This is a genomic window from Luteimonas changyuni (assembly GCF_039548395.1).
GTDB lineage: Bacteria > Pseudomonadota > Gammaproteobacteria > Xanthomonadales > Xanthomonadaceae > Luteimonas.
This window is the reverse complement of record NZ_JBCLUZ010000003.1, coordinates 16,269-40,338: the sequence shown is the minus strand read 5'-3', so window position 1 is coordinate 40,338 and position 24,070 is coordinate 16,269. Positions and strand designations below refer to the sequence as shown.

At 70.3% G+C, this 24,070-nt stretch carries 19 protein-coding genes; 13 read left to right on the top strand and 6 right to left on the bottom strand.

The genetic code is table 11. The features are described 5' to 3' along the window. Positions 1-15: 15 nt before the first annotated feature. On the top strand, positions 16-1,536 hold the full coding sequence (locus WCD84_RS01835; protein WP_343280222.1) for an amino acid permease: 1,521 nt from the start codon (positions 16-18) through the stop codon (positions 1,534-1,536). 2 nt (positions 1,537-1,538) lie between these two features. Continuing rightward, the gene (locus tag WCD84_RS01830) at positions 1,539-2,420 is read left to right on the top strand and encodes an ATP-grasp domain-containing protein (RefSeq protein WP_343280221.1); all 882 of its coding nucleotides are present in this window, start codon (positions 1,539-1,541) and stop codon (positions 2,418-2,420) included. Between the two features lie 37 nt (positions 2,421-2,457). On the opposite strand, the gene dbpA is transcribed toward WCD84_RS01830, so the two are convergent. Both dbpA and WCD84_RS01820 read right to left on the bottom strand, forming a co-directional pair. Further along, positions 2,458-3,846, bottom strand: a complete 1,389-nt coding sequence (dbpA, locus tag WCD84_RS01825) for an ATP-dependent RNA helicase DbpA (RefSeq protein ID WP_343280220.1) — start codon at positions 3,844-3,846, stop codon at positions 2,458-2,460. A 222-nt stretch (positions 3,847-4,068) separates the two neighbouring features. Further along, positions 4,069-4,338: a hypothetical protein gene (locus tag WCD84_RS01820; RefSeq protein WP_343253757.1), complete on the bottom strand. Its 270-nt coding sequence runs from the start codon at positions 4,336-4,338 to the stop codon at positions 4,069-4,071. 264 nt (positions 4,339-4,602) lie between these two features. Between WCD84_RS01820 and WCD84_RS01815 the strand changes: the two genes are divergently transcribed. Continuing rightward, entirely contained in the window at positions 4,603-7,023 is a 2,421-nt protein-coding gene (locus WCD84_RS01815; RefSeq protein ID WP_449280049.1) for a DEAD/DEAH box helicase, read from the top strand. Continuing rightward, positions 7,020-7,946 (top strand): ribonuclease H-like domain-containing protein, encoded by a 927-nt coding sequence (locus WCD84_RS01810; protein WP_343280219.1) that lies wholly within the window; start codon positions 7,020-7,022, stop codon positions 7,944-7,946. Before WCD84_RS01815 ends, WCD84_RS01810 begins: the two co-directional genes overlap by 4 nt. 233 nt (positions 7,947-8,179) lie before the next feature. Here WCD84_RS01810 and WCD84_RS01805 read toward each other — a convergent pair whose 3' ends face one another. After that, on the bottom strand, positions 8,180-8,446 hold the full coding sequence (locus WCD84_RS01805; RefSeq protein ID WP_343253755.1) for a hypothetical protein: 267 nt from the start codon (positions 8,444-8,446) through the stop codon (positions 8,180-8,182). A gap of 249 nt (positions 8,447-8,695) precedes the next feature. On the opposite strand from WCD84_RS01805, the gene WCD84_RS01800 reads away from it, so the two are divergent. The 6 genes from WCD84_RS01800 to WCD84_RS01775 all read left to right on the top strand — a co-directional run bounded on the left by WCD84_RS01800 (position 8,696) and on the right by WCD84_RS01775 (position 17,172). Beyond that, positions 8,696-9,193: a pyridoxamine 5'-phosphate oxidase family protein gene (locus tag WCD84_RS01800; protein WP_343253863.1), complete on the top strand. Its 498-nt coding sequence runs from the start codon at positions 8,696-8,698 to the stop codon at positions 9,191-9,193. Between the two features lie 12 nt (positions 9,194-9,205). Then, positions 9,206-10,201, top strand: coding sequence for a ligase-associated DNA damage response exonuclease (locus WCD84_RS01795; protein ID WP_343253754.1), 996 nt, complete (start codon positions 9,206-9,208; stop codon positions 10,199-10,201). Continuing rightward, the gene (locus WCD84_RS01790; protein WP_343280218.1) at positions 10,201-11,988 is read left to right on the top strand and encodes an ATP-dependent DNA ligase; all 1,788 of its coding nucleotides are present in this window, start codon (positions 10,201-10,203) and stop codon (positions 11,986-11,988) included. The genes WCD84_RS01795 and WCD84_RS01790 overlap by 1 nt, the downstream gene beginning before the upstream one ends. Further along, positions 11,988-14,513, top strand: coding sequence for a ligase-associated DNA damage response DEXH box helicase (locus WCD84_RS01785; RefSeq protein ID WP_343280294.1), 2,526 nt, complete (start codon positions 11,988-11,990; stop codon positions 14,511-14,513). Before WCD84_RS01790 ends, WCD84_RS01785 begins: the two co-directional genes overlap by 1 nt. Before the next feature lie 4 nt (positions 14,514-14,517). Then, positions 14,518-15,207 (top strand): ligase-associated DNA damage response endonuclease PdeM, encoded by a 690-nt coding sequence (gene pdeM / locus WCD84_RS01780; RefSeq protein WP_449280048.1) that lies wholly within the window; start codon positions 14,518-14,520, stop codon positions 15,205-15,207. Between the two features lie 135 nt (positions 15,208-15,342). Continuing rightward, positions 15,343-17,172 (top strand): DUF885 domain-containing protein, encoded by a 1,830-nt coding sequence (locus WCD84_RS01775; RefSeq protein WP_343280217.1) that lies wholly within the window; start codon positions 15,343-15,345, stop codon positions 17,170-17,172. A 41-nt stretch (positions 17,173-17,213) separates the two neighbouring features. On the opposite strand, the gene WCD84_RS01770 is transcribed toward WCD84_RS01775, so the two are convergent. Both WCD84_RS01770 and WCD84_RS01765 read right to left on the bottom strand, forming a co-directional pair. Further along, positions 17,214-17,789, bottom strand: a complete 576-nt coding sequence (locus WCD84_RS01770; protein WP_343280216.1) for a BON domain-containing protein — start codon at positions 17,787-17,789, stop codon at positions 17,214-17,216. Between the two features lie 95 nt (positions 17,790-17,884). Then, on the bottom strand, positions 17,885-18,712 hold the full coding sequence (locus WCD84_RS01765; protein ID WP_343280215.1) for a hypothetical protein: 828 nt from the start codon (positions 18,710-18,712) through the stop codon (positions 17,885-17,887). 119 nt (positions 18,713-18,831) lie between these two features. Here WCD84_RS01765 and WCD84_RS01760 point away from each other — a divergent pair, with 119 nt between their 5' ends. Then, entirely contained in the window at positions 18,832-19,224 is a 393-nt protein-coding gene (locus tag WCD84_RS01760) for a hypothetical protein (RefSeq protein WP_343280214.1), read from the top strand. 18 nt (positions 19,225-19,242) lie between these two features. Here WCD84_RS01760 and WCD84_RS01755 read toward each other — a convergent pair whose 3' ends face one another. Further along, a complete protein-coding gene (locus WCD84_RS01755) occupies positions 19,243-20,838 on the bottom strand; it encodes a M20/M25/M40 family metallo-hydrolase (protein ID WP_343280213.1) in 1,596 nt (531 codons plus the stop codon). Positions 20,839-21,025: 187 nt separating this feature from the next. On the opposite strand from WCD84_RS01755, the gene WCD84_RS01750 reads away from it, so the two are divergent. Together WCD84_RS01750 and WCD84_RS01745 are read left to right on the top strand one after the other, a co-directional pair. Beyond that, the gene (locus WCD84_RS01750; RefSeq protein WP_343280212.1) at positions 21,026-21,973 is read left to right on the top strand and encodes a glutathione S-transferase family protein; all 948 of its coding nucleotides are present in this window, start codon (positions 21,026-21,028) and stop codon (positions 21,971-21,973) included. Between the two features lie 152 nt (positions 21,974-22,125). After that, positions 22,126-24,033 (top strand): GGDEF domain-containing protein, encoded by a 1,908-nt coding sequence (locus tag WCD84_RS01745; RefSeq protein WP_343280211.1) that lies wholly within the window; start codon positions 22,126-22,128, stop codon positions 24,031-24,033. The last annotated feature ends 37 nt before the right edge of the window (positions 24,034-24,070 follow it).

The window sequence follows — 24,070 nt, the reverse complement described above, 5'->3', positions numbered from 1 at the left end:
CGCACGAGTCATCGAATGAGCCAACCAGCCAGCGCCAACGCCCGCCCGTCACGCAGCCTCTTCCGCACCAAGTCCATCGAGCAGACCATCGCCGATTCCGTCGAGCCGGGACGCGAGCTCAAACGCTCGCTCACGGCCTGGGACCTGATGATCCTGGGCGTGGCGGTGGCGGTGGGCGCAGGCATCTTTTCGGTCGGCGCGCGCGCCGCCGGCAGCTTCGCCGGGCCGGCAGTCACCGTGTCGTTCATGCTTGCCGCGCTTGCCTGCGCGCTGGCGATCATGTGCTACGCGGAATTCGCCTCGACCATTCCGGTTGCCGGCAGCGCCTATACCTACACCTATGCCACCCTCGGCGAGTTCCTGGCGTGGATCATCGGCTGGGACCTGATTCTTGAACTGCTGACCGCGGCCGCGGTGATCGCCAAGTACTGGGGCATCTACCTGGCCACGGTGTTCGAGCTGTTCGACGTCCACATACCAACCACGATCAGCGTGCTCGGCCTGGCCATGGACTGGGGCCCGCTGTTCATCGTCAGCGTGTTCACCGGGCTCCTGATCCTGGGCACCAAGATGTCGGCGCGGGTCAACAACGTGTTCACCCTGATCAAGGTCGGCATCGTGGTGTTCGTGATCGTGGTCGGGCTGACCTACTTCAATGCGGACAACCTGACGCCCTTTGTTCCGCCATCGGAGCCGACCGGCGGCGGCAGCGCGGACGCGTGGTCGCAGTCGCTGCTGTCCTGGCTCACCGGCGCGGCCCCGGCCAGGTACGGCGTCGCCGGCGTGCTGTCGGGTGCGGCGCTGGTGTTCTTCGCCTTCATCGGCTTCGACGTGGTCGCGACCTCGGCGGAAGAAGTCAAGAATCCGCAGCGCACGCTGCCGCTTGGCATCTTCGGCGGCCTGGCGCTGGTCACGCTGCTTTACCTCGGCGTGTCCCTGGCGCTGACCGGCATGGTGCCGTACACGCTGCTGGCCTCGGTCGAGAACCCGTCGCTGGCCACTGCGTTCATCGCGGTCGGCGCGGACTGGGCGGCGCAGGTGATCTCGGTCGGCATCCTGGTCGGCCTGACCACGGTGATCATGGTGCTGCTGATGGGGCTTTCGCGCGTGCTGCTGGCGATGAGCCGCGACGGCCTGCTGCCGCGCTGGCTCAGCGTCACCTCGGAAACGCGCAAGACGCCGGTGCGCCTGCAGCTGATCAGCGGCGCTGCGGTGGCGCTGCTGGCCGGCTTCACCCAGGTCGAGATCCTGGAAGAGATGATCAACATCGGCACGCTGTCGGCCTTCGTGCTGGTCAGCCTGGCGGTGGTGGTGCTGCGGCGCACGCGGCCGGACCTGAAGCGCGGCTACCGGGTGCCGTTCTCGCCGGTGCTGCCGATCGTCTCCGCGCTGCTGTGCTTCTACCTGATGCTCAACCTGACCACGCTGACCTGGGTCCGCTTCGCGGTCTGGCTGGCGGTGGGCGCGGCGATCTATTTCGCCTACGGGCGTCGGCATGCGCGCGTGGGCCACCTGGACGCGGCCGGGAAAGGTTGAGCGTGGCCGAGGTTGCCATCCTCACGCCCGATCCCGCGGTCGGCGAGTACGCGCTGCTGTGGCCCGTGGTGCTGGCGCGCCTGCAGGCCACGCTGCATGACGAAGGCATCCGCGCGACGCCAACGCCCTGGACGGCGCACGTGGACGATGCCGCCGGACTGCGCGGTTTCGCCCAGGTGCTGCCGCTGCTGGTCTGGAGCTACCACCTCGACCACGCGCGCTGGCTTGCGGCCTGCGCGACCTGGAGCCGCGCGGGCGTGCCGATGGCCAATCCTGCCGACGTTCTGGCGTGGAATTCCGACAAGCGCTATCTCGTCGACCTGTCCGCGCGCGGCATCGCGATTCCACACACGGTCTGGACGCCTGATCCGACGCGCGCCCAGCTCGAACAGGCCTTCGCCGGGACCGGTGCCGACGAATTGATCGTCAAGCCGTCGGTGTCCGGCGGAGCGTGGAAAACGCAGCGCGTGCGCCGCGACGGCATCGATGAAGCCGTGGCCGCTGCTGGCGGCGGCGGCGACATGCTCGTGCAGCCCTACCTGCCAACCATCGCCAGCCAAGGCGAAACCTCGCTGCTGTATTTCGGCGGCAAGCTCTCGCACGTGGTGAACAAGCGCCCCGTGCCCGGCGACTTCCGGGTGCAGGAAACGTTCGGCGGGCAGTACACGCTGCTGCAGGCACCGCCGGCCGGCGCGCTGGAGCTGGCCGAAAAGACCCTGGCCGCCATCGACGCACGGTTGCTGTATGCGCGCATCGACGTCGTGCCCGACGTCGACGGCCGCTGGCTGCTGATGGAAGCGGAGCTGATCGAGCCGGATTTCTACCTGGGCGTCGACCCGGCGCGCGGCGCGGGCTTCACCAGCGCGCTACGCGCCTGCGTTTGAGCGTTGAACGGGCGGCGCAGCGTTTGCAAGTCCCCCGCTACAGCGCAGCCACCCGGAACCGTCGGCCCTTGATCTTGCCCTCGCGCAGGCGTGCCAGCGCCTGCGGTGCCTGCGCACGCGCGATCGCAACGTAGGCACGCGTGGCCAGCACGTCGATCTTGCCGATCGCCTTCGCCGACAGGCCGGCATCGCCGGTGAGCGCGCCCAGGATGTCGCCGGGGCGCAGCTTGTCGGTCTTGCCGGCGTCGATGCGCAGCGTGGCCATCGCGGCCCTGGGCACGCCCTTCGGCCGGCCTTCGACCGGCTGCGCGCGTTCGCGTGGCAGGGTGCGGAACTGGTGGTCCTCGATCGCCTCCATGCGCCGCAGCTCCTGCGGCGTGCACAGGGTCAGCGCCAGGCCCTCGCGCCCGGCGCGGCCGGTGCGGCCGATGCGGTGCATGTAGGTGTCGGGGTCCGAGGGCACGTCGTAGTTCACCACCGCGGCCAGGTCGTCGATGTCCAGGCCGCGCGCGGCGACGTCGCTGGCCACCAGCACGTTGCAGCTGCGGTTGGCGAAGCGCAGCAGGGTTTCGGCGCGGTCGCGCTGCTCCATGTCGCCGTGCAGGGCGAGCGCGTCGAAGCCGTAATGGTTCAGCGAGGCGGCGACTTCGTCGACGTCGCGGCGCATGTTGCAGAACACCACGCACGACTCCGGGCGATGTTCGAGCAGCAGCGCCGCCAGCTGCGGCGCCTTGCGCTCGGCTTCGGCGTCCACCACTACCTGGGTGATCTCCGGCGCGCCGGCGCTGCCGCCGACGCTGACTTCCGCGGGATCACGCAGCATCGTCCTGGCCAGGGCGCGGATCGCATCCGGAAAGGTCGCCGAGAACAGCAGCCGCTGGCAGTTGCGCGGAACGTGCCGGGCGACATCGCGGATCTGGTCTTCGAAGCCCATGTCGAGCATGCGGTCGGCTTCGTCAAGCACGAAGGTCTGCACGCCGCCGAGCTGCAGTGCGCCCTGGCCGAGGAGTTCCAGGATGCGCCCCGGCGTGCCCACGACCACATGTGGCGCGTGCGCGAGCGACGCCAGCTGCGGCGCCAGCGGAATGCCGCCGCACAGCACCGACAGCTTCACGTTCGGAACCCCCAGGGCCAGCTTGCGCAACTGCGCGCCGACCTGCTCGGCGAGCTCGCGGGTGGGGCACAGCACCAGCGCCTGGGTGCGCACCTGCGCCGGGTCCAGGCGCTGCAGCAGGCCGAGCCCGAAGGCCGCGGTCTTGCCGCTGCCGGTGGGCGCCTGGGCGATGACGTCACGGCCTTCGAGGATCGCGGGCAGGGCCTGCGCCTGCACCGGCGTCATCGCGGTGTAGCCGAGTGCCTCCACGCCGCGGAGCAGCGCAGGCGGGACGGGGAGGGTGGAGAAGGCGGGGGGCTGGTCGATATCCATATCGCCATGATCGCAGCATTCCTGCCGTGGGAGCGGCTCCGGCCGCCATGCGCCGGCGCCGATCGCGGCCATGGCCGCTCCCAGGACGGGTCGCGCTTGTAGCCGCTCCCTCAGGACGGGTCGTGCTTGTAGCCGCTCTCACAGGACGGTCGCGGCTGAGCCGCTTCCACGGGACGTCGCGGACGGCTGCTGTCGGAGCTGCCCGCGGCTCTGCCGTCGCTGTCAGCGTCGCTCGCGTCCTTCGTCGTCGCTGATCGTGTCGCTGCGCACGTCATCGGCGAAGGAACGGCCGTCGGCATCGACATCCCCAGGCTGGTCGTCGAGGGCCACGTCCAGGAGGTCGGCGCCGGTGTCGACGCCGATGTTGTCCATCGCCGAGGTCGCGCGCGGGTCCTTCAGCTTCGGGCCGCGGGTCTCGGGCAGATCGGTGCCGTCGTCGAGGCTGGATTCTTCCGCCGGGGCGTCGGGTCGGGTGGGGTTGGACTTGGCCATCAGGGCACTCCGCTGCGTGGGGGAGACCACTGTGGTCCGGGGCGCGTCAAGGCAAGGCAAACACGGCTGGGCTGCTGCGCCGGCGCCAACCAGGCCCGTTGTGGCGCCAAACAGGGCGGCCGCGCCCGGTGGCCATGCTGGCCTGAAGCCGGGGGCCGGATCGCAGTCGCATGGGGTGAGACGCCGGGCGTGCAGGCTGCGCGCCACGCCGCACCGGAGCCCGCCTTGAACGCCATTACCCGGCCCGCCCAGGACATCGCGCCCATGGGCGGCAACACCCTGGCCGCCAGGCTCGAGGCCAAGTACCCCGGCCGCGTCACCGGCAGCCTGCTGCTGCCCGGGCAGGGCGGCGACTACGCGCCGCTCCCCGACGATCTTCCCGAGCCCCTGGCCCGTGCCCTGCGCGCGCGCGGCATCGATCGCCTGTACAGCCACCAGGCGCGGGCCTGGGAAGCGACGCAGGCCGGCCGGCACCTGGTGGTGGCCACGCCCACGGCGTCCGGAAAGTCGCTGTGCTACACGCTGCCGGTGGTCGCCAGCGCACTGCGCGAGCGCGGCAAGGCGCTGTACCTGTTCCCGACCAAGGCGCTGGCGCAGGACCAGGTGTCGGACCTGCTGGAGCTGAATGCCGCCGGCGGACTTGGCCTGCGCGCGGCCACCTTTGACGGCGATACCCCTGGCGATGCGCGCCGCGCGATCCGCGTCAGCGGCGACATCGTGGTCAGCAACCCGGACATGCTCCACCAGGGCATCCTGCCGCACCACACCAAGTGGGCGCAGTTTTTCGAGAATCTGCGCTACGTGGTGATCGACGAGATCCACACCTATCGCGGCGTGTTCGGCAGCCACGTCGCCAACGTGATCCGCCGGCTGCGGCGGGTGTGCGCGTTCTATGGCGCGTCGCCGACCTTCATCCTGTGCTCGGCGACCATCGGCAATGCCGGTGAACACGGGCGCGCGCTGATCGAAGCCGCGATCGACGAAGTCGAGGTGATCGAAGACAGCGGCGCGCCGCGCGGCGACAAGCACGTGCTGCTGTGGAATCCACCGGTGATCAATCCCGACCTCGGCATCCGCGCGTCGGCGCGCTCGCAGTCCAACCGCATCGCGCGGCTGGCGATCAGGGCCGGGCTCAAGACCCTGGTGTTCTGCCAGTCGCGGTCGATGGTCGAGGTGCTGACCAAGTACCTGAAGGAAGTGTTCGACCACGATCCGCGCAAGCCGCGCCGCATCCGTGCGTATCGCGGCGGCTATCTGCCAACCGAGCGCCGCGCCGTGGAGCAGGACATGCGCGCCGGGCGCATCGACGGCATCGTCAGCACCTCGGCGCTGGAACTTGGCGTGGACATCGGCAGCCTGGACGTGGTCGTGCTCAACGGCTATCCCGGCAGCATCTCCGCCACCTGGCAGCGCTTCGGGCGCGCGGGGCGCCGGCAGCAGCCGTCGCTGGGCGTGCTGGTGGCGGGCTCCGAGGCGCTGGACCAGTACGTGGTGCGGCATCCGGAATTCTTTGCCGCGGCCAATCCGGAGCACGCGCGCATTGAACCCGACCAGCCGCTGATCCTGCTCGATCACATCCGCTGCGCCGCCTTCGAGCTTCCGTTCCGCGATGGCGACGGGTTTGGCCCGGTAGATCCGGGGCCGTGGCTGGAGGTGCTGGCCGAGAGCGGCGTGCTGCACCAGGAGGGCGAGCGCTGGGAGTGGATCGCCGACAGCTATCCGGCGCAGGCGGTGAACCTGCGCTCGGTGGCCGACGGCAATTTCGTGGTGGTAGACCGCACCGATGGCCGCCAGGTGATCGTGGCCGAGGTCGATTATTCGGCCGCGGCGCTGACGCTGTACGAGGGCGCGATCCACATGATCCAGTCCGAGCCCTTCCAGGTGGAGCGCCTGGACTGGGAAGGCCGCAAGGCCTATGTGCAGCGCACGCAGGTGGACTACTACACCGACGCCATCGACTACACCAAGCTCAAGGTGCTCGACGACATGGAGCAGGCGCCGGCGGGGCAGGGCTCCGCGCACATGGGCGAGGTGCACGTGCTGCGCCGGGTGTCGGGCTACAAGAAGATCCGATTCCACACCCACGAGAACATCGGCTACGGGCCGGTGACCCTGCCCGACCAGGAGCTGCATACCAGCGCGGTGTGGTGGCAGCTGCCGCAGCGGGTGCTGGAAGATGCGTTCGAGATGCGTCACGAGGCGTTGGACGGCTTCCTCGGCGCCGCGCACGCGCTGCACCTGGTGGCGCAGGTGTCGGTGATGGCCGAGTCGCGTGACCTGCTGAAGGCGGTGGGCAGCGGGGACGGGGCGTGGTTTGCCGGGCGCAACGCGAGGGGGCGTGGGCAGCTGCGCGGTGGCGATGGCAATGGCGAGGCTGGAGACGCTGCGATGGCGCTGCGTGGCGACGCCAACGCCAACGCCAACATACATGTGCTTGATCCTGCCGGCCGCTTTACGCCCACGCTGTACCTCTACGACAACTATCCCGGCGGCGTGGGGCTGTCCTCGCCGCTGTACGAGCGGCGCGAAGAACTGGTCGCCCGCGCGCGCGCGGTGGTTTCGGACTGCGACTGCCATGCCGGCTGTCCGGCCTGCGTCGGTCCGATCCTCGAGGCCGACGAGGGCGGTAGCGGCACGCCGCGGCAGCTCGCACTGCGCGTGCTCGACCTGCTGGTCGCGACGTGAGCGCGCTGGCGAAGAAGCTCGCGGGGCTGCGCAAGCAGGCGGGCGTGGCAGCGGGCATGACGGGTGGGGTGGAGCCGGTGTCCGACCGTGTCGCGGCTGCTCCGTGCCGTCACGATGCCACCGCATCGGCGCGCGCGGCCAAGGCATCGCATGAGGCCACCATCGCCCAGCTCCGCACCCTGCTGAAGATCCGCGCGCCGGCGCTGGTCGCGGCCCCGCGCAGCATCGACCGCACGCTGCCTGGCGAGGAGGTTTCGCCCGGTCTTCGCTATTTCGAACAATGGACGCCGTGGCCGGAGGGTGAGGACGTCCTGCCGCTCACCGGCATCGGCCAGGACACGATCGCCCGCGAACACCTGCTCGCCTTCGATACCGAAACCACCGGGCTTGCCGGCGGCACCGGCACCCGTGCCTTCATGATCGGTGCCGCCGACTGGCGCGACGGCGGCCTGCGCATCCGCCAGCTGTGCATCACCCGGCTGGCGGCGGAAGAGGCGATGCTTCGTGCGTTCGCCGGCTGGCTGGAAGAGGACACCGCGCTGGTCAGCTACAACGGCAAGAGCTACGACCGCCCGCTGCTGTCCACGCGCTATCGCCTCGCGCGCCTGCCCGATCCGGTGTTCGGGCGCCGCCACATCGACCTGTTGCACCCGGTGCGCCGGCGCTATCGCGGCGTGTGGGCCAACTGCCGCCTGGCGACGGTGGAGCGGGAGTTGCTCGGCGTGCTGCGCGAGGACGACCTGCCGGGTTCCGAAGCGCCCGGTGCGTGGCTGGGCTACCTGCGCGGCGGCAGCGCCTCCAAGCTGCGCCGCGTCGGCCTGCACAACGCGCAGGACCTGCGCAGCCTGTGCGGGCTGCTGGAGGCGCTGCAGGACAGGAGCGAGGGCGAGTCGACGGTGTGTCCCCTCACCGACATCGCCTGAAATGTCTGCCGCAAAGCCCTTTCAGGAGCCCTTTCAGGAGCCCTTGAAGGAGCCTGCAGAAGCGTTTCCTGTAGGAGCGGCTATAGCCGCGAAGCTCTTCACATCGCGGCTATAGCCGATCCCACAAGAGCCCCTCCCACAGCAGCCATAGCCGCTCCCACAGCAGCCATAGCCCCTCCCACAGCAGCCATAGCCCCCCACAGATGCTTGTGCAGACGTCCCGAAAATTCTGCTCAGTGCCCCGCTTGCCGGCGCCGGATCAGCAGTCCAGCTTCGCCGACAATCGCCGTCAGCAGGATCAGCGAGTTGGTGACGATGAACACCCAGTTGTCGAGCATCCAGCTGTAGGCGATGAAGCCGACGGACGCGGCTATCTGGCCCAGGAACAGCCAGCGCGAGACACCCTTGGCGTCCTTGTCCTTCCACTGGGTGAGGATCTGGCGGCTGAGGGTGGCGAGCAGGATGGCCGAGGCCGCCCAGCCGATGATGTCGGGATTCATGGGTGGAGGTGTCCGCGATCATTGGGAGGGCGCGATCATGCGGCGCGGCGGGTCCGCGGCGGGTGAACCGGCCGCGACGGGCATCGCGGCATCGCGGCCATGGCCGCTCCCACAGGGGAGCAGGGGGGCAGGGGAGCAGGGGAGCAGGGGAGCAGGGGAGCGGCGTCGCGGTGGAGCGTCCCGCGTCCGGAGCGGGGCGCGCACGTCGCTATCACCGGCGCGGTGATTACATCGATGCTCCAACCCGACATGGAGTTGATCGTGACCGACCCCCGCGAACTCGAAGAGAAATTCTGGAAGGCGCTTGAGAGCGACCGCACCGTGATGCTCGGCCTTGACGGCCAGGAAGACGGCCACGCCCGGCCGATGACCGGGATGGCGGAAGAGCGCCGCGCCCCGATCTGGTTCTTCACCTCCGCCGACAACCTGCTGGTGAAGCAGCTGGGTTCCGGCGGCGGCCGCGCCATCGCCGGTTTCGCCTCCAAGGGCCATGACCTTTTCGCCAGCATCCGCGGCACCCTGCGCGTGGACACCGACCGCGCCGTGGTCGAGCGGCTGTGGAATCCCTTCGTCGGCGCCTGGTACGAGGGCAAGGACGATCCCAAGCTGCGACTGCTGCGCCTGGACGCGGAAGATGCCGAGGTCTGGATCGATGCGTCCAGCATGGTCGCCGGCGTGAAGATGCTGCTGGGCATCGATCCGAAGAAGGAATACAGGGACAAGGTCGGCGACGTCGACCTGCGCTGAACGGAGCGCACGGTGGCCCGGGGTGATCTGGTGGTGTCGACGCCGGAAGGGCTGTACTGCCCCTCCGGCGATTTCCACATCGATCCCTCGCGGCCGGTGCCGCGCGCGGTGATCACCCACGGCCACGGTGACCATGCGCGCCCCGGCATGGGGACCTACCACGTTGCAGAGCAGGGACTGCCGATCCTGCAATGGCGGCTGGGAGAGCAGGACTACCGCGTGCACGCGCTCGGCGAACGCGTGCGCATCGGCGGTGCGCTGGTGTCCTTCCATCCTGCCGGCCACGTGCTTGGTTCCACCCAGGTGCGCATCGAAAGCGGTGGCGAGGTCTGGGTGGCATCGGGCGACTACAAGCGCGATCCGGACCCGACCTGCCTGCCGTTCGAGGTCGTGCCCTGCGATGTGTTCATCACCGAATCGACCTTTGGCCTGCCGATCTACCGCTGGCCGCTGGCGTCGGCGGTGGCGCGCGACATTGTCGAGTGGCGCGAAGAGTGCGCCGCCAACGGCGAGGCCGCGATCCTGTACTGCTACGCGCTGGGCAAGGCGCAGCGCGTGCTGGCCGAGCTCGCGGCACACAGCGATCGTCCGGCATTCGTGCATGGCGCGATCGACGCCGGCGTGCAGGTCTATCGCGAGGCTGGCGTGGCGATGCTCGACACCCGCCGCGTGGCCGACGAGGCGCGCGGCTCCGATTTCGCAGGCGAGCTGGTGATCGCGCCGCCCTCGGCCGCCGGCAGTCCGTGGATCCGCCGCTTTCGCCGCGCGCAGCAGGGCTTCGCATCGGGCTGGATGCGCATCCGCGGCAACCGCAGGCGGCGCAATTACGACCGCGGCTTCGTCGTGTCCGATCACGCCGACTGGCCGGCGCTGTTGCGCACCGCGCACGAGACCGGCGCGCGTCGGGTGATCGCCACCCACGGCGACACCGACGCGCTGGTGCGCGTGCTCAACGAGCGCGGCATCGACACCGGCGTGTTCGCCACGGGCTACGGCGAGGACGACTGATGCGCCGCTTCGCCGCCCTCTACGAGCGGCTGGACCGCAGCACTGGCACGACCGACAAGCGTCGCGCCCTGGTCGCCTACTTTCGCGATGCGCCGGCGCGCGATGCCGCATGGGCGCTGTGGCTGCTGGCCGGCGGCAAGGTCGGTGGCGCGCGCGCGAAGATCGCGGGCACGGGCGAATTGCGGGCCTGGATCGGTGAGGAAAGCGGCACGCCTGACTGGCTGGTCGAGGCCTGCCACCACCAGGTCGGCGATCTGGCTGAGACCTTGGCCCTGCTGTTGGACGACCCGCCCGTCGACCACGGGAGCAGCGCCCGTGGACAGAGCCATGACGCGGTCGATACCGGCAGTGGCAGTGGTGGCGGCAGCGGCAGTGACAGTGGTGGTGGCAGCAGTAGCAGTGGCAGTGGTGGTGATGGAGCCGCGGAAGCGACCGGCCTCGCCGACTGGATCGAACATCGCCTGGCGCCGATCGCCAACGCCGAACCCGAAGCGCGCCGCGCGGTGGTCGTCGGTGCGTGGCGCAGCTTCGTGTTCCGCGAGCGCCTGGTATTCAACAAGCTGCTGACCGGGGCGTTGCGCGTGGGTGTGTCGCAGGGCCTGGTGCAGCAGGCGCTGGCCGAACTGTCGGGCGTGGACATCGCGCTGATCGCGCAGCGCATGCTCGGTCGCTGGACGCCGAGTGCCGCCTTCCTCGAGGGGCTGCTCTCGGCGGAGCCGCAGGCCGGCGACGCCGCGCTGCCGTATCCCTTCTTCCTGGCTTCGCCGCTGGAGGTCGAGCCGGACGCGCTTGGTCCGATCGACGACTGGCTGCTGGAGTGGAAGTGGGACGGCATCCGCCTGCAGCTGATCCGGCGCGAGGGTCCGGTTGCGCTGTGGTCGCGTGGCGAGGAGCGCATGGACGGGCGCTTCCCCGAGATCGAAGCCGCTGCGGCGCGGCTGTCGCGCGACTGCGTGATCGACGGTGAACTGCTTGCCTGGCAGCCGGGTGACGCGGACCCGATGCCGTTCAGTGCGCTGCAGACCCGCATCCAGCGGCTCAGGCCCGGGCCGAAGTCGCTCGCCGCCGCCCCTGCCCGCGTGCTTGCCTACGACCTGCTGGAGCTTGAAGGCGAGGACCTGAGGACGCGCCCGCTGCGCGAGCGCCGCGCGCTGCTGACGGAACTGCTTGGTGCCACGCAGGCCGGCACGTACGCCAACGCCAGCGCCAATCACGATGCCGGACCACATGCCGATCCCGGCATCGGCCGCATCTTGCTTTCGCCCGGTGTCCACGCCGAGGACTGGGCACACGCCGCCACGCTCCGCGAACAATCCCGCGACCGCGGCGTCGAAGGACTGATGCTCAAGCGCGCCGATTCCCCCTATCGCCACGGCCGCAAGCGCGGCGACTGGTGGAAGTGGAAGGTCGATCCGCTCAGCATCGACGCGGTGCTGATCTACGCCCAGTCCGGCCACGGCCGGCGCAGCACGCCGTTCACCGACTACACCTTCGGCCTGTGGGATGGCGACGCGCTGGTGCCGGTGGCCAAGGCCTATTCCGGCCTGGACGATGCCGAAATCCTGCGCCTCGACCGCTGGATCCGCGCGCACACGCTGGAGCGCTTCGGCCCGGTGCGTTCGGTCGAGGCGGTGCACGTGTTCGAACTCGGCTTCGAAGGCGTGAACCGCTCCGCGCGCCACAAGTCCGGCATCGCCGTGCGCTTCCCGCGCATCCTGCGCTGGCGCGAGGACAAGCCCGCGAGCGAAGCCGACCGGCTCGACAGCCTGCGGGCGCTGTCGCGGTGATGATGGCTGGCGCGGAGCCACGCGAGGAGCCTGCATGCGCACCGGCATCAGCTGCGCGGAACGTTGGTCGCCAACGCGCCGACGCAGCGCTCACCGCATGGTTCGCGGCACAGGGCTGGCGTCCCGCAGCCTTCCAGCGCGAAGCCTGGCGTCGCTACCTGCGCGGCGAGTCCGGACTGCTGGTCACGCCCACCGGCAGCGGCAAGACCCTGGCCGCGGCCGGCGGGCCGCTGCTGGAAGCGCTGCGCCTGGGCGATAGGCGGGCGCCGAAGCGCGCGTCCGCGTCCACGCCGCCGCGCCTGCGCCTGCTCTGGATCACGCCCCTGCGCGCGCTCGCCGTGGACACCGTGCGCGCGCTGCGCGAGCCGATCGACGCCCTCGGCGTGCCCTGGATCGTGGCCATGCGCACCGGCGACGCCGGCGCCGGCGACCGCCGGCTTGCGCGCAAGGGCCTGGCCGACGTGCTGGTGACCACGCCGGAGTCCTTCGCGCTGGCGCTGTCGTATCCGGATGCCGGCGACATCCTGTCCGGCGTGCGCGCGGTGGTCGTCGACGAATGGCACGAACTGCTCGGCAACAAGCGCGGCGTGCTGCTGCAGCTCTGCCTGGCGCGCCTGCGCGCGCTGGCCCCGGGCGCGCGCACCTGGGGCCTGTCGGCAACGCTCGGCAACCTCGATGAGGCGCGCGACGTGCTGCTTCCGCACGCGCCCGGCGCGGCCATCCTGTCCGCCCCGAAGCAGCGCAAGATGATCCTCGAAACCCTGCTGCCCGGCGAAGGCGAACGCTTTCCCTGGGCCGGCCACCTCGGCCTGTCGCAGCTTGAACGCGTTGCCGCCGTGCTGCAGCGCGCCCGCAGCAGCCTGCTGTTCACCAACACCCGCTCGCAGGCCGAACTCTGGCACCGCGCGCTGCAGTCGGTGTGGCTGGACGACCCGTCCACGCTCGCGCTTCACCACGGCTCGCTCGACGCCTCCTTGCGTGCCGCCGCTGAATCCGGCCTGCGCGACGGCAGCGTGCGCTGCGTGGTCGCGACCTCCAGCCTCGACCTCGGCGTCGACTTCCCCGCGGTCGACCAGGTGCTGCAGTTGGGCAGCCCCAAGGGCATGGCGCGCCTGCTGCAGCGCGGCGGGCGCGCGCGGCATCGGCCGGGCGAAGCCGGGCACGTGGTCTGCGTGCCCACGCACGCGCTGGAACTGGCCGAATACGCCGCGGCGCGCAGTGCGCTGGCATCCGGCCGCATCGAATCGCGGCCGCCGCCGCGGCTGTCGCTCGACGTGCTTGCACAGCACTGCGTCACCCTCGCGCTCGGCGGCGGCTTCGAGCACGACGCGCTGCTTGCCGAAGTCCGCGGCACGCACGCCTTCGCCGATCTGTCCGATGCCGCGTGGGAGGCGGTGCTCGATTTCATCGTGCGCGGCGGCAGCGCGCTGGAGTCCTATCCCGACTACCGCCGCGTGCTGCGCGACGGGGACGGTACCTATCGCGTGCACGATCGCCGCGTCGCCTTCCGCCACCGGCTGTCGATCGGCACCATCACCAGCGACGGCGGCGTGCAGGTGCGCTTCCTCAAGGGTGGCCATCTGGGCGTGGTGGAGGAGGCGTTCGTTTCGCGGCTGCGGCCGCGCGACCGCTTCCAGTTCGCAGGCCGCACGCTGGAGCTGGTGCAGCTGAAGGACATGACCGCCTACGTGCGCATCGCCAGGCGCAGCGACGGCGCCGTGCCGCGCTGGCAGGGCGGGCGCATGCCGCTGTCGAGCGAGCTTGCCGCGGAGGTGGAAGCGATCATCGGACAGCCCGCCGACAGCCCGGAAATGCGCGCGCTGTCGCCGCTGCTCGCGCTGCAGTCGAAGCTCTCCGCGCTGCCGACGCCCGACACCCTGCTGGTGGAAGCAGCCAAGACCCGGCAGGGCTGGCACCTGTTCGTGTTCCCGTTCGCCGGCCGCGCCGTGCACGAGGGCCTGGCGCCGCTGCTCGCCCTGCGCTGGGCGCGCGAGGCGCCCAACACCTTCGCCTGGGCGGTGAACGACTACGGCCTGGTGCTGAATGCACAGGCCGAAGCCTGGCCCGACCCCGCGCTGCTCGAACGCATGTTCGCGCCCGAAGGCCTGCTCGACGACCTGTGCGCCAGCCTCAACCTGGCCGAGCTCGCGCGCCGGCAGTTCCGCGAGATCGCGCGCGTTGCCGGCCTGCTGCCGCCGTCGCTGCCGGGCCGCGCGGTCCGCTCGCTGCGCCAGCTGCAGGCCTCCAGCGGCCTGCTGTTCGACGTGCTGCGCCGCCACGACCCCGGCCACGTGCTGCTGGCGCAGGCGGAGCGCGAGGTGCTGGAGGCGCAGCTCGAAATCCGACGCCTTGGCGAAGCACTGGAACGCTGCCGCGCGCGCAGGCTCGACCTGCACCGCCCGCGCGGCCTGACGCCGCTGGCCTTCCCGCTGTGGGCGGACTCCCTGCGCGGACAGCTGAGCACCGAGGACTGGCGCACGCGCGTGCGGCGAGCGGCCGCACAGCTGGAGAAGCGCCATGGATGAAGCCATGGACGATGCCGTGGACCTGCTCATCGCCGGCGAGCCGATGCGGCTGCATGCGGAGCGCGCCCTGTACTGGCCGGCGCGCGGGCGCCTGCTGATCGCCGACCTGCACCTGGGCAAGGGCGACATCCTGCGCGCGGCCGGGATCCCGGTGCCCAGCGGCGGCACCAGCCACGACCTCGCGCGCCTGGATGCGCTGCTGCGCGCCACCGGTGCCCGCGAACTGTGGGTGCTCGGCGACTTCCTGCACGGCCGCCGCCATCCGCGGGTGGAAGCGGCGTGGCGCGCGCTGCTCGGCGCGCACCCGGGCGTCGTGGCCAGCGTGGTCGCGGGCAATCACGATCGCAGCCTGGTGCCTGACGCGGTCGGCATCGTCCACCTGCCCGACGATGTGCGCGACGGGCCGTTCCGCTTCCGCCACATGCCGCTGGATGGACCCGATGGCGGCCCCGGCGGTTTCGATCCGGCAGCGGGCTACGTGATCTGCGGCCACGTGCATCCGGTGGTGCGGCTGCCGGGCCTGCCCGGCCGTCATCCCGCGCTTGCGCTGGACCCGTACCAGGCCATCCTGCCGGCGTTCTCCGCCTTCACCGGAGGCCGGGAGCTGGAGCACGACCGCAGCTGGATCGCCTGCGCCGGCGGCGAGCTGGCCGGACACATTGACGGTGCGTGGCGGGTGCAGCCAGCGCTTTGACCCTGGCGCCACGCCGCCGCGGCACCGGGCCCGGCAACGGCGCGTATTCGAACCCGGGCGAGAGCAGGCATACTCGGCGGTCGAGACGCCGGGGCGCCCGGCCTGCGTCGATCCCATCGCACCGGAGAGTCCCGCATGATCCTGACAGGCTGCGCGCGCCTGCGTTTTTCCACGCTTTGCGTCCTGACCCTGGCTTTCTCCACGGCAGCACCTTCCGCCGCGTTCGCGCAGGCCGCCGATGTCGCCGCAGCGCAGGCCGAAGCCGTGCCGGCAAACGATGCATCCACGCGCCTGCACGCTCTGTTCGCCGCCGACGGCGAGTGGAGCCGGCGCGAATACGGCTATACGCGCGTCGACGGCCGCTGGCGCGCATCCGACCGCCTGCCGTCGAACACACCCGACACCTGGGCGCGCCGCGCGGCCTACTGGGCCGACACCCTGGCGAAGCTCGACGCGATCCCGGCCGACGCGCTCTCGCGCGAGGACCAGGTCAACCTCGCGGTGTTCCGCGCCAGCATGGCGGCGGAGCGCGAAAACGCCGTGCGCCGCACCTGGGAAGCGCCGTTCAACAGCGACACCTTCTTCTGGACCGGCTTCGCCCCGCGCGAACCCTGGCGCGAAGAGGCCGAATGGCGCAACTACATCGGCCGCCTGCGCGACCTGCCGCGCCATTTCGGCGAGCACATCGACAACATGGAGCGCGGGCTTGAGCGCGGCTGGAGCGTGCCGCGGGCATCGCTCGACAACCGCGACAAGACGATCGAGAGCTACACGCTTGCCGGCGCGGGCAACCCCGTCCTTGACGCATTCGACGCGATCCCGCCCACGGTGCCGGAACCCGCGCGCACGCAGCTGCGCGAAGAGGGCAGGCAGGTGGTGCTGGATGAAGTGGTGCCGGCCTACCGCCGCCTGCTCGCGTACATGCGCGAGGACTACCTGCCGCGCACCCGCACCAGCATCGCGGCCAGCGCGCTGCCCGACGGGGCCGCGTTCTACCGCACCCAGGTCCGCGAATACGTCACCCGCGACATGGACCCGCGCGCGATCCACGAGCTGGGACTGGCCGAGGTTGCGCGGATCTCGGCGGAGATGCGCGAGGTCATGGCGCGCGCCGGCTTCGAGGGCACGTTCGAGGAGTTCCTCGCCTATCTGCGCTCGGACCCGAAGTTCTACGCGCAGACGCCGCGCGAACTGCTGGCCACTGCGGCCTACGTCGCCAAGAAGGTCGATGGCCAGCTCAAGCACGTGCTCGGCACGCTGCCGCGCTACCGCTTCACCATCCTGCCGGTGGCCGACGACATCGCGCCCAACTACACCGCCGGTCGCGGCGGCCTGGACGCGTGCTGGTTCAATACCTACGACCTGCCGTCGCGCCCGCTGTACAACCTGCCGGCGCTGGTGCTGCACGAGTGCTCGCCCGGCCACAGCCTGCAGGCGGCGCTGGCGCTTGAAGCGCCCCAGCGCCCGGACTTCCGCTCAAGCACGTATTTCTCGGGCTATGGCGAAGGCTGGGCGCTGTACACCGAGTGGCTGGGCACGCAGATGGGCATCTACGAGACGCCGTACGAGGACTTCGGCCGGCTCAGCTTCGAGATGTGGCGTGCGGCGCGCCTGGTGATCGACACCGGCATCCACGAATACGGCTGGAGCCGCGAGCAGGCGATCGAATACCTCGCCAGCCACGCCGCGCTGGCAAGGCACGACATCGTCAACGAGGTCGACCGCTACATCTCCTGGCCGGGCCAGGCGCTGTCGTATTACATCGGCTACAAGACCATCCGCGACCTGCGCGCCGAAGCCGAGCGCGAGCTGGGCTCCGGCTTCGACCAGAAGGCCTTCCACGACACCATCCTGCGCCTGGGTTCGGTGCCGCTGCCGGTGCTGGACGAGGAAGTCCGCGCGTTCATCGAGACGCAGAAGCAGGCGGCTCCAGGGCCGCAGCCATCATCACGATCGCAGCTATAGCTGCTCCCACAACAGCTGCTCCTGCAACAGCTTTCCGGCCCTCAGAGATTTGCCGACGGTCCGGATGCTCCGCCGGCGGTAGACGTGCCCGCAGTGGACGTGCCCGCGCTCGAGGTCCCGACAGTGGATGTGCCGGTGCCTGCCGCGCCAGCGGTCGACGATCCGGTGGCCGATGCGGTGCCAACCGACGGCGGCGGGCCAACCCGCAGTGCGTTTTCCACGTCGCGCACGCCGCGGCAGTCATCGGCGAGGTCTTCGGCCAGGCGCTTCATCATGCGGTGCGGCACGGTGCCGGCCAGCTTCACCACGCCGTCCTGCGCGGTGACGGTGATGTCGCTGGCGTCCAGGGCGTCGCTGTCGGTGAGGGCGTCGCAAACGTCTTCGCGCACGCGCCCGTCGTCGCGACGGTAGCCCCGCGGGCCGATGCCGCGGTAGCCGTGCACGCTCACGCCGGCACCAGCACCGGCGGCACCGGCTGCGCGGCCCATGTTGAATTCTTCACGCTTCTCGCCAAGCCAGTCCCGGGCGGCGCCGACGCAGCGGCCACCCAGCTTCATCGCGTCGCGCGCAACGTCGCGGAATTCGTCGGTGGCGGGGCCTGTGGTGGATCGGGTCATGGGAATGTCTCCATCGGGGGAAGTCGCGGGCGCAGGGCCCGCTGCAGGCAGTGTCCCCCGGCAGACGTTCAAGCAGCGTCATGCCTTGCACAGGCTCAGCTGGCGTCGTCCATTGGATAGACCGCGCGTATCGGGCAGCCGAACCTGGCGCCAAGGATCTGGAGGCGCGCGGAGCCGGTCATCAGGAAGTCCGCGGGGCGGCCATCGTGCGCGACCAGCGGCTGGCCGCGGCCGCCCGCGCCGCCGCCAACGACACCGGTCCTGATGTCGTCACCCGGGTTCCCGCAGATCAGGCCGATGCCCATGCCCGAATGGAATGCGACTTCGACCGGGCCCGCAAGATGCGGACAGGACCGCACCAGTTCGACGCGGTAGTAGCGGTTGCCGCCGGAGCGGCGCGGGTTCACCTCCACCACAACGCCCTTTGGATCCTCCGACCAGCCGCGCACGTGCCGGGGGTTGAAGCAATAGTTGTGGGAGGCTGCAAACCCGTGCCGGCGCTCGCCCTTGACCACGACCGTGGTCAGCGTGGTGCTGCCGTCGGCGCTGGTCTGGCTGGCACGCGCGTGCCGGGCATATTCCGCGGATGTGATCGGTTCGACCTCGTTGACCGGGCAGTTCCGCCCATCCATCGCCACATATTCATTGCCCGTGCCGCACATCCAGCCGTCGGCGGCCAGCAGCCGCGCATTGCTGGTATCGGTGGCACCCGAGCAGTCCGCGCCCAGCTCCACGCGGAAGCGCCGGCCGTCGGACTGGACCATGGCCAGGGTCCGGTCGTCGGACTGGAACACTTCGCGCACTTCGCGGGCATCCAGGCACTGCGGTGCCGGCGGGATGCGCGCCTGCGCAAAGGTGGCGGACGGGGCGAGCAGGGCGAATGCCGCGCTGATGAACAGCAGTGGCGGGGCGAGTGCGGTCATGGCATCCATACCGGTGCAGGGACGAATGCGAGTGTAGGGCATGCACTGTTTCAGCCGGCCGCTTGCCCTGCGCGGAGGGGCGTTCCACGATGGCGGCCATCGAACGGACGGAGTTCCCCATGCAGACCATCAACGTGCCGGTCTCGGTCGGCGAGCTGGCCGACAAGATCTCGATCCTGCAGATCAAGCATGAGCGGATCAATGACGCCGCCAAGCGCGCGCATGTCGAAGTCGAACTCGGTGGCCTGCGGCCGATCTGGGGCGCGCTGGTCGAGGCGCAGCCGGAACTCGCCGGATGCTACGACCGCCTGAAAGCGGCCAACGGACTGATGTGGGACGTGCAGGACGGCCTCCGCGCCAGGGAGGCGGCGAAGGCCTTCGACCACGAATTCATCGAACTCGCGCGCGCGGTGGCGGTGCGCAACGGCGAGCGGGTGGCGATCAAGAACGAGATCAACCGCCTGTCGGGCTCCGCGTTCGTCGAGGAAAAGCAGTACCAGGCCGGAAGCTGACCGGTGTTGTTGGGGGGATTACTTCGGCTCCAGCAGCACCTTGCGCGGCATCCGCTCGTCGCGCATCGCCGCGTGGTAGGCGAACGACGCCACGATGGCCGCCGCCTGCTTCAGGTCTTCCGGCTCGACGTGGTCCCAGGTGTCCAGGTGCGTGTGGTGGACGTTGGTGAAGTAGTCCAGCCGGTCCTGGATGAACTGGAAGCCGGGCAAGCCGACACGATCGAAGGCGATGTGGTCGGTGCTCCCCGTGTTGCGGGTGGCGACCGTCGTGGCGCCGACATCGTGGAAGGGCTTGAGCCAGGCCTCGAAGATCGGCATCGCCGCCAGGTTCTCCTGGGCGTAGATGCCGCGGAAGCGGCCGGAGCCGTTGTCCATGTTGAAGTAGACCGAGAAGCGGTCGTAGTCGCGCTGCTTCTGCAGTGCGCCCGTCGGTTCGCGCAGCGACGCGGGCAGCGCCTTCTGTCCCGGGTCGGTGGGTTCGGGATACGCGGCGAAGTTGCGCGCCACGTAGTCCTGCGAGCCGATCAGGCCCTGCTCCTCGCCGCTCCACAGCGCTACCCGGATGGTGCGCTCCGGCTGCGCGCCCACGGCCTTGAGGATGCGCATGGCCTCCATCATCACCGCCACGCCCGCGGCGTTGTCGGCGGCACCGGTGCCGGTGTGCCAGGAATCCATGTGCGCGCCAAGCATGACGATCTCGGCGGCCTTGCGCCCGCGGCCGGGGATCTCGGCGATGGTGTTGTAGCCGGGCTGGTTGGCCTCGTCGATGAAGCGCGCATCGACGTTGACGCGCAGGCGCACGGTCTGCTCGGCCTTGAGCGCGCGCACCAGCGGATTGAAGTGCTCGGCAATCATCGCCAGCTCCGGGATGCCCACCGGCTCGCCGGCCTTGCGCGAGCCGCCGCCGGCCACGCGGATGATGCCGTTGTCCCAGCTGCTGATGCTGATCGCGGCCAGTGCGCCTTCTTCGGCGAAGAAGGTGTTCACCGCCCGGCTGAGCTCCTGGCGCTCGCCGTACTCCTTGACCCGCTTCGCCCGGTCGGCGGCCGCGGTTTTCGGCAAGGTGAACTGCTGCAGCCCTTCCAGCGACGTGGCGTCGTGGCGGTGCGAGTCCGGCTCCTCGCCGCGCTTGTACTCGCGCGCCTCGCCCAGCAGCAGGATCTTGCCGCCCAGCTTGCCGCGGTAGTCCTCGATGTCGGCCAGCTTCTTGATCTCGACGTGCACCAGCTCGCCTTCCACCGGGCCGTTGGTGCCCGGGGTCCAGGCCTTGGGCAGGGCGTGCAGCTGCTGTGCGCGGTCGCTGAGCATCTCCACGCTGGCCGAGCTGAATTCCCAGCCGCGGCCGAAGTCGTCGAAGGCGTCGTCGTGGACCTTGGCCAGGCCCCATTCGTTGAACTTGCCGCGGGTCCAGGCATTGGCCTCGGCCATCTGCGGAGAGTTGGTCAGGCGCGCGCCGATGTTCTCGGTCAGGTGGCTGAAGGTCGCCATCACCTGCGAGTTGTGGAAGGCCTCCTGGCGGATCCGGCTGACCATGTCCAGGTCAACGGGCTCGTTCGCCACGGCCAGGCCGCTGAGTAGGGCCAGGCCGGCCACCAGTGCGCAACGCTTCAACATCGGGACGTCCTTTCGCGCCGCGGTGGGGCGCATGCAGCCGGTGATTTTATCGGCAGCAGGCGCTCCGGTTCGCCGGTCTTTAGTCACGGGCCGCGGCAATCCTGCGTTCCAGTGGCGTAGACGCCGCGCTCCGCCGCGGGCGCTAGGCTGGCCCATCGCTTCGCGCAACGCGCACGGGAGACACCCCATGGGACTGCTGATCGACGGGAAGTGGCACGACAAGTGGTATGACACCGCCGGCGACGGCGAATTCAAGCGCGAGGAGGCGCGCTTCCGCGACTGGCTGAGCGCCGACGGCGGTCCCGGACCCGACGGCCAGGCCGGGCACCGCGCCGAAGCCGGCCGCTATCGCCTGTACGTCAGCTATGCCTGCCCGTGGGCACATCGCACGCTGATCGTGCGCGCGCTGAAGGGGCTGGAAGACATGCTGCCGGTCTCGGTGGTGCACTGGCGGATGTTGGAGCACGGCTGGACCTTCGAGGACGGCCCCGGCGTCACCCCCGACCCGGTCATGGGCGCGGACTACCTGCACCAGCTTTACGCCCGCGCGCAGCCCGGCATGACCGGCCGGGTCACGGTGCCGCTGCTGTGGGACCAGGCCAAGGACGCCATCGTCAGCAACGAATCGTCCGAGATCATTCGCATGCTCAACACCGCGTATGACGGACTGGGCGCGAAGTCCGGGGACTTCTATCCTGAAGCGCTGCGCGCGGACATCGACGCCGTCAACGCGCGCGTCTATCCCACGGTCAACAACGGCGTGTACCGTGCCGGCTTCGCGACCACGCAGGCCGCGTATGAAGAGGCCGTGCGGCCGCTGTTCGAGACCCTGGACTGGCTGGAATCACGGCTGTCCGGCGATGAATGGCTGGTTGGCGGGCAGCTGACCGAGGCCGACATCCGCCTGTTCACCACGCTGGTGCGCTTCGACGCGGTCTACCACGGCCACTTCAAGTGCAACCTGCGCCGGATCGCCGACCATCCGGCGCTGCATGCGTTCACCGCGCGGATGATGGAACTCCCCGGGGTCCGCGACACGGTGCACTTCGACCACATCAAGCGGCATTACTACGAGAGCCACCGGACCATCAATCCGACCGGGATCGTGCCGGTGGGACCGGCTGAGCCGTACTAGTGCGCGCCCTGCGCCGGACGCGCCGATGACCCGGTCCGGGCCGGCGAGGTCGTGCCGGAAAGCAGGCGTCCGGCCGGCCATCCGGCCGGCCATCCGGCCGGCGTGGCGCGGGTAGACTGCCGGTTCCACTGCACCCAGTTGAAAACCAGGCGATGCCCAGTCGATTCCGTCAGTTCGCCTGCACCGCCTGGCTGGTCTTCGCGATCTCGTCCGCCCCGGCCGCCGGGTCGGACGCGATCGCCATGCGCTGCTTCGAACTGCGCGACAGTGATCCCGCCGCGGCCGTGGCGCTGGCGGACGAGACCCTGGAAGCGGATGGCCTCGAGCCCGGGGTCGAGATCAAGCTGCGCACCTGCCTGGGTCGTTCGCTTGCGCTGACCGGTGATGCGCCGCGTGCGGAGGCGGAAGTCGAACGCGTGGATGCGCTGCTCGCCCAGCATCCGATGCCGCCGGAGTTCGTGCTCCGGGCGCTTTCGAATTCCGGCGCGACCCTGCACACGCTCGGCTGGTCCCACCGTGCGCTCGACTACTACATCCGCGTCTACGAGGCCGCCAGGGATGGGGATTCGGAGATAGCCCAGGCAACCACGTTGAACAACGTCGCGGGCATCTACAGCGAAACCCTTGGCGCGTACGAGCAGGCGGAGGCGATGTTCGCCCAGGGGCAGGCGGCCTTCGAGCGCGCCGGCGTCGACAGCCCGTTGCTGCCGTACAACCGCGGCCGGAACCTGCTGCGGATGGGCCGCGAAGCGGATGCGCTGGCCCGGTTCGAAGATGCGGAGCGTGCCGCGGCGCCAGGGGAGGAGGTCATGGCGCATCGCGCGCGCGTCGAGCGCATCACGCTGCAGGCGTCCGGTGACGAGGCCATCGAAGCCGCCAGGGACGCGCTGGCCACGATCGCGCGCGAGCAGCAACGCCTGGGGGATCCGATAGGAGAGGCCACGACCCTGGTGCGGCTGTCCGGACTTTCGCTCGAGGCCGGGGACCCGGACACGGCGCTTGCGCAGGCGCAGCAGGCGGCGGCCCTGGTGGAAGGACCCGCATTCCGCAGCGAGCAGCATGAGGCGCTGACTGCCACGGTGGCCGCCCTGATTGCAGGCGACGACTGGCGCGGCGCCCATGACGGCGTGCAGGCGCTGCGCGCGATGGAGGTGTCAGCCCTGCGCGGGCAGACCCTGGACAACCTGGCCGGACTGCAGGCGAGGCTGCAGGACACCGAGCGCGAGCGCGAGCTCCAGCGGCTGCAGGACGAGCAGGGCATCGAGGCGCTGCGCCTGCAGAACGCACGCAAGCTGCGCAATGTGTCCATCGCCGCCTTCATCGCGCTGCTGGTGCTTGGCGGCGCGTTCGCCTGGTACCAGCGCGGGGTGAACCGGAGGCTCCGCCGTCTGAGCCGCGTGGATCCGCTGACCGACCTGCTCAACAGGCGCGCGGCGTCGCACAGCCTGCAGACCGACGCTGCGGCCGCGGGGGACGGCGACCGCAGGGATGCGGTGTTCCTGATCGACATCGACAATTTCAAGGCCCGCAACGACCGCTATGGCCATGCCGCCGGCGATGCCGCGCTTGCGGAGGTCGCACGGCGCCTGCGCGCGTGCTGTCGCCCGGATGACATCGTCGCGCGCTGGGGCGGCGAGGAGTTCCTCGTCGGATGCAGGCAGCTGGACCTGGTGCGGGCACAGCAGATCGCAGAGCGCCTTCGCACGGCCATGGCCGGGGTTGTGGAACCAGAGGAGAGCGAGGGCGATCACCCGGGGCTGTCGGTGACGATCGGCTTTGCCTGCTTCCCGTTCCTGCCCGGTGCCGCGACGCCGGGCGACTGGCAGGATGCGGTCGCGCTCGCGGACCGCGCGCTCTATGCAGGCAAGCACAGCGGCCGGGATGCATGGGTCGGGGTGTGGGGGCACGCGGATCGCGATGTCGCGATCAGCTCGGTGATCGATGATCCCGGCGCCCACGCGGAGCGTGGCGACATCGCCGTGGTGGCCAGCCGCCAGCCGGTCCGCTGGCAGGCGGGGCCCGGAACTTCCAGCCAGGCATCCGGACTTCCATCCCCCTAGTCCGGAACCCGATGGCGGAGCGGTATTTCACGTCGCC